The organism is uncultured Nevskia sp., from assembly GCF_903885465.1.
GTDB lineage: Bacteria > Pseudomonadota > Gammaproteobacteria > Nevskiales > Nevskiaceae > Nevskia.
Window position 1 is genome coordinate 1 of sequence record NZ_CAISIQ010000272.1, and the last position, 5,638, is coordinate 5,638.

The 5,638-nt window shown below is 65.9% G+C and carries 5 protein-coding genes; 1 reads left to right on the forward strand and 4 read right to left on the reverse strand.

Annotated features, from left to right (window positions below; translation table 11 throughout):
- On the forward strand, positions 1-838 hold an 838-nt coding region (locus QZY06_RS10160; RefSeq protein WP_295683656.1), incomplete at its 5' end, for an AcvB/VirJ family lysyl-phosphatidylglycerol hydrolase.
- Here QZY06_RS10160 and QZY06_RS10165 read toward each other — a convergent pair.
- The 4 genes from QZY06_RS10165 to QZY06_RS10180 form a co-directional block, all read right to left on the reverse strand.
- On the reverse strand, positions 835-1,227 hold the full coding sequence (locus tag QZY06_RS10165; RefSeq protein ID WP_295683658.1) for a VOC family protein: 393 nt from the start codon (positions 1,225-1,227) through the stop codon (positions 835-837). The genes QZY06_RS10160 and QZY06_RS10165 overlap by 4 nt on opposite strands.
- A 23-nt stretch (positions 1,228-1,250) precedes the next feature.
- Entirely contained in the window at positions 1,251-1,727 is a 477-nt protein-coding gene (locus QZY06_RS10170) for an OsmC family protein (RefSeq protein ID WP_295683660.1), read from the reverse strand.
- A gap of 348 nt (positions 1,728-2,075) precedes the next feature.
- Positions 2,076-4,241, reverse strand: a complete 2,166-nt coding sequence (gene ppk1, locus QZY06_RS10175) for a polyphosphate kinase 1 (protein WP_295683662.1) — start codon at positions 4,239-4,241, stop codon at positions 2,076-2,078.
- A gap of 109 nt (positions 4,242-4,350) precedes the next feature.
- Positions 4,351-5,638: tetratricopeptide repeat protein (locus QZY06_RS10180; RefSeq protein ID WP_295683666.1), on the reverse strand; the 1,288-nt coding region annotated here is incomplete at its 5' end.

Below are 5,638 nucleotides of genomic sequence, written 5' to 3' on the forward strand. Positions count from 1 at the left end.
GGTCTGCAAGGTGCCGGCGACGAAGGCCTTCGTCGCCAAGGTGCCGCATGCCGAGTTCGTCGAGCTGCCGAAGGTCGGCCACGGCTTCTCGGTCCCGGCGAACTGGATGACGCAGTACAAGGAGGCCTTCCGCAAGCTCACCGCCGTGCCGGCGCCGAAGACCGTGCCACCGCCGCCGGCGAGCCTGACCGGCCTGCCGATCGTCGACGTGGCGGCGAAGGAAGGCGCGCCGCAGTCCGACGTGTTCGCGCTGATCATCTCCGGCGACGGCGGCTGGGCCGGCATCGACAAGGAAGTGGCCGGCTTCATCGCCGATGCCGGCATGCCGGTGATCGGCATCGACTCGCTGCGCTACTTCTGGAGCGAACGCACGCCGGAAGCCTTCGCCGCCGATCTCGACAAGATCATCCGCTACTACCGCCACTCGCTGAAGCGCCCGAAGGTGCTGCTGATCGGCTACTCGCAAGGGGCAGACGTGCTGCCGTTCGCGCTGAATCGCATGTCCGCGACCAGCCGCAGCGAAATCGCCTTGGTGGCGCTGCTCGGCCTCGCCGAACACGCCCAGTTCGAATTCCATCTGAGCAGCTGGGTCGGCAGCGTCGACGACGGCAAGCCGACGCGCCCGGAAGTGGCCCGCCTTCAGGCCTCATCGGCGAACCCACCAATACTCTGCGCCTACGGCGAGGAAGACGAAGACTCGATCTGCGCCACGCTGGGCGGCCCGAAGATGTCGATCCTCAAACTGTCCGGCGGCCATCACTTCGATGGCGAATACGAAATGCTCGCGGGCAAGTTGCTGGCGGCGCTGCCGGCCGGCAAGGCTGCGAGCGGGCGCTAGGCGTCGTCGGACAGCGCACTGATCATGACGTAGTAGCCGTCAGGATCACGCACGGTGAATTCCTCGGTGCCGGTGTTCGGGTTCATCTGAGGCTCGTCTACCAGCGCTGAAACCAGCGCCCGCGCGCGCGGCAAGGCCGCGGCAAAATCATCGACGCGGAAGAACAGCAGCAGGCCGTTGCCGGGCTGTGCGCGGTCGGGGCTGGTCAAGGAGGGATGCTCGTGTGCGCCCCACTGATGCAGGCACAGCAGTACCGTTCCATCGGTATCGAGGATCTGCCCGAAGTCGTCATGGGCAGGCTGCGTGGCCGGCAGCCCCAGCAAGGTCTGGTACCAGGCGTAACTGCGGGCAACGTCGGTGACGCCGATGATCGTCCAGGTGCGTTTCATGGCCTGCTCCTGAGCTGGGATGGTTAGAGGACGTTGCCGTAAACCGGCTCGCAACGGATTTCGGTCTTGACCGAGTTGGCGATGAAGCATTCTTCATGCGCTTCATGGTGCATCTGGTCAATGTCTTCCCGGCTTGGCAGTTGATCACCGGAGAAGTGAACCTCGGGCTTCAGCGTGACGACCGTCATCGCGAGCTTGCCGAGTTCATTCTTGGCCATGACGCCAACTGCCGTGTCCTGGTAGTGGTCGACGACGAACTTGCGCTTCACCGCGATCGAGAGAAACCAGAGCATGTGGCAGCTGGACAGCGAGGAGACGAATGCCTCCTCCGGATCAACCGACTTGGGATCGGAGTAAGGCACGGGAACCACCTGCGGCGACGAGGACCCGGAAACGTCGAGGCCGGCATCGAAGCGCAGGATGTGGCGCCGGCTGTACCGGTTGTCCAGAAAATTCTGGTCGCCGCGAGACCAGATTGTTTCGACGCTGTACTGAGCCATCGATAGCGCCCCAACAGGAATTGGCAACTCAATCCCATCTTAGTTGGAGTACCGCAGTTCGTGATGCTGGCGTCATTGCCGCTTTAATCGTGTGCTACGAACTCCAAGCAATTTTGCTCAACGAACTGGTCCTTACCTGACTCCAGTTCGACCAAATACACCGGATCCTTGCCGACGGACTCAACGCTGACTACCGAGCTCGAATCCGGTGCGTGCTGACCACCGACGACAGTCACGTAATCGTTATGTTGAAGCGCGACGCTAGGTATCGGGCTGCGGGCCAGAAAATCGTTGCGCTGATCAAGTGTCGGCTTCATGGCGAACCGAGGCTGGCAACTCGCGCGGCGATCAGCTTGCCGCCTTGCGCCGCGCTCTGGGCTTCGGTGCCAGCTTCAGCACCGGTTCGGCGGCGTCAACCGCAGCCAGGCCGGGGACGGTGATGACGCCGGCTTCGGCGAGCATGCGTACCTGCACGCCGATCGCGTCGGCGGCCGGTTCGGTGCGCAGGTAGCGGCCATCGGCCTGCAGCAGCCAGCTTTGCGCGGTGTCGGCGAGATAGGCGAGCAGGTGTTCCATGACTCGTTCGCGAATCGCCTGATCGCGCAGTGGGAAGGCCACTTCGACCCGGCGCAGCAGGTTGCGCTCCATCCAGTCGGCGCTCGACAGCCAGACTTCGTCGGCACCGCCGTTGTGGAACCAGAACACCCGCTGATGTTCCAGGAAGCGGCCGATCACCGAGCGCACCCGGATGTTGTCGGACAGCCCCGGCACGCCGGGCCGCAAGGAACACATGCCGCGCACGATCAGATCGATCTGCACGCCGGCCTGCGAAGCTTCGTACAGCGCCTTGATGGTTTCCGGTTCGACCAGGCCATTCATCTTGGCGACGATGCGGCCAGGCTTGCCGGCCTGCACCTGTTCGATCTCGCGAGCGATACGCGCCTTCACGCCGGTGGCCAAGGTGAACGGCGCCTGCAGCAGGCATTTCAGCTGCGGAACCTTGCCGAGGCTGGTCAGCTGCAGGAAGACGTTGTGGATGTCGCCGCAGATCGCCGGATCAGCGGTCATCAGGCCGTAGTCGGTGTACATCCGCGCGGTGCGCGGGTGGTAGTTGCCGGTGCCCAGATGCGCATAGTGCTTCAGCACCGGCGCTGCGCCCGGTGTCGACGCATCGGTCTCGCGGCGGACGATCAGCATCATCTTGGCGTGGGTCTTGTAGCCGACCACGCCATAGACCACATGGGCGCCAACGTCCTGCAGCGCTTCCGCCAGCGAGATGTTGTCGGCTTCGTCGAAGCGCGCGCGCAGTTCGACGACCACGGTCACTTCCTTGCCGGCGCGCGCCGCCTGGATCAGTGCTTCGGCAACCAGGCTCTTGGCGCCGGTGCGGTACAGCGTCTGCTTGATCGCCAGCACGTTCGGATCTTTCGCAGCCTGGCGCAGCAGTTCCAGCACCGGGCCGAAGGAATCGTAAGGATGCTGCAGCAGGCGATCCTTCTCGCGCATCGCCGCGAACAGATCGCCGGACAATGCTTTCGGCACTCGCGGCGTGAATGGCGGGTCTTTCAGATCGGCGCGATCGACCAGATCCGGAATCGCCAGCAGGCGCATCAGGTTGACCGGGCCGTTGCACTGGTAGATGTCACCCGGCGCCAGATTCAGTTCTTCGGCGAGGTAACGGACCAGTTGATCCGGGCAGTTGTGCGCCACTTCCAGGCGCACGGTATCGCCCCACTGGCGCTGCTCCAGTTCGTCTTCGAGCGCTTCGAGCAGATCGGAAGCCTCGGCCTCGTCGACCAGCAGATCGGAATTGCGGGTGACCCGGAACTGGTAGCAGCCGCTCGGCGCCATGCCCGGGAACAGCTGGTCGACGTGGGCGTGGATGACGCTGGACAGGAACACGAAATCGTTCGGCCCGGTGCCCGGCACCGAAGGCGGCAGGCGGATCAGGCGCGGCAGCGCGCGCGGCGCCTGAACCACGGCATAACCGATGTTGCGGCCGAAGGCATCGCGCCCGGACAGCGAGACGATGAAGTTCAGCGACTTGTTCATGATCCGCGGGAACGGATGCGCCGGGTCGAGGCCGATCGGCGACAGCACCGGCATCACCTCGTTCTCGAAATAGGTCTTCAGCCAGTCGACCTGCTCCGGCGTCCAGTGGCTGCGACGGACGAAACGAATCTGTTCGGCGTCCAGCGCCGGAATCAGCACATCGTTGAGCATCCGGTACTGGGCATCGACCAGCTGATGCCCGGCCGCCGAGATCATCGCCAGCAATTCGGTCGGCGTGCTGCCATCCGGCCCGACCGAGGTGGCGCCGACCTTGGCCATCTGCTTCAGGCCCGCCACGCGGATCTCGAAGAATTCGTCGAGATTCGAGCAGGAGATGCACAGGAACTTGAGCCGCTCCAGCAGCGGCACCTGGGTGTCCTCGGCCTGGGCCAGCACCCGATGGTTGAATTCGAGCAGCGACAATTCGCGGTTGAGGAACGACGGAGGAGGAGCGGAGTTCATGCGGGCGGCAGCACGGAAGGTGATCAGGGATCGTACTAGAAGGGGCTTTGATGACAATTGAGAGACAGCACGAATGGGGGGCTGCCGGCGCCGCCGGGCAGCCTCTGGCTCATGGGCCGGCGAGCACGGCCTGAAACGGCTCGACATCGCTGGCGGCCACGCCGGCCTTGTTCATTGCGGTGATTGCCTGGTCGAGCGCCTGCCGGCTGGCCGGGCTGTGGTCGCGCTGGTGGACGATCCGCGCCTTCAGTGCCGCCAGCAGTTCGGCGCGGCCGGGATCGCTGGTGGTCGCCTGCAGCGCTTTCGCATCGATGCCGGCCAGCGCCTGCAGCGCTTCCGGGTAATGGCCGAGGTCACCGGCGAGATCGGCGAGCCCGAAGCGGGCGGCCTGGACCAGCGCCGATTGCGCACCCGAGGTTTCGACCAGGCCGGCTTCCGCCGCGCGCAGATCGATCAGCGCCGCGTCGCGCTGGCCCTGCTCGGCTTCCAGGAAACCGAGATTCATCCGCTCGACCAGCGTGTACTGGTTCTTCGCGCCCCAGCGGCGCAGCGAGCGGGCCAGCACCTCGCGCTGCACGGCGAGCGCAGCGCCGCTGTCGCCGGCCATCGATTGCAGGCGGCCGAGGCTGGACAGCGCATTGATCGTCCGCTGCGCGTCGGCACCTTCCAGCTGCTCGAAACTGCCGACCGCAGCCTGCGCGTATGGAATCGCTTCGGCGACGCGGTTCTGGGCCCGCAGGGCATTGGCCAGGTTCAGCTGGGCACTGGCCAGCACCGCGCCGCCGACATTGGCTTCGGTATAGCGCTCGCCGGACAGCATCTCGCGGGCGATCAGCTCGGCCTCGCGCGGCCGCTGCAGGCGCAGCAGGCAGCCGGCGATGCTGCCGTCGATGTGGGCCGCGGTGGCGGCATCATCCGGATAGAGCAGCTGGTTCAGGCGTTGGGCGTTGCGGTAGCGGGCCAGTGCGGCTTCCGGCTCGATCTTCTGGTAGTGCCAGGTGCCGTGCGCCAGCTGGGCGCGCAGGGCGACGTCGCCAACCGCCAGCAGCCGGGCGCCGGCGGCGGCATCGCTGCGCGCCAGCTGGTCGCGGGCTTCGTCGAAGCGGGACAGGAAGCTCAAGGACAGCGCCCGTTCGTAGCCGGTCAGCACCGCTTCGTCAGACAGCGGCCCGAGGGCGGCGTCGAACAGGGTCAGCGCGCGAGCCAGCTGCGGCTCGGCGAGATCGTAATTGCCCAAGGCCCGATAGGCGCGGCCCAGGGTTCGCCGCAGCCCGGCTTCGACCAGCGGCGCGCCCTCGAACCGGCTGCCGAGTCGTTCGGCGGCGCGGTCAATCACTTCGCGCAGCGGCGGGTTGCGCTGGTACCAGGCGGTGGTGGCGCCGCCGGCACCGGCGGCA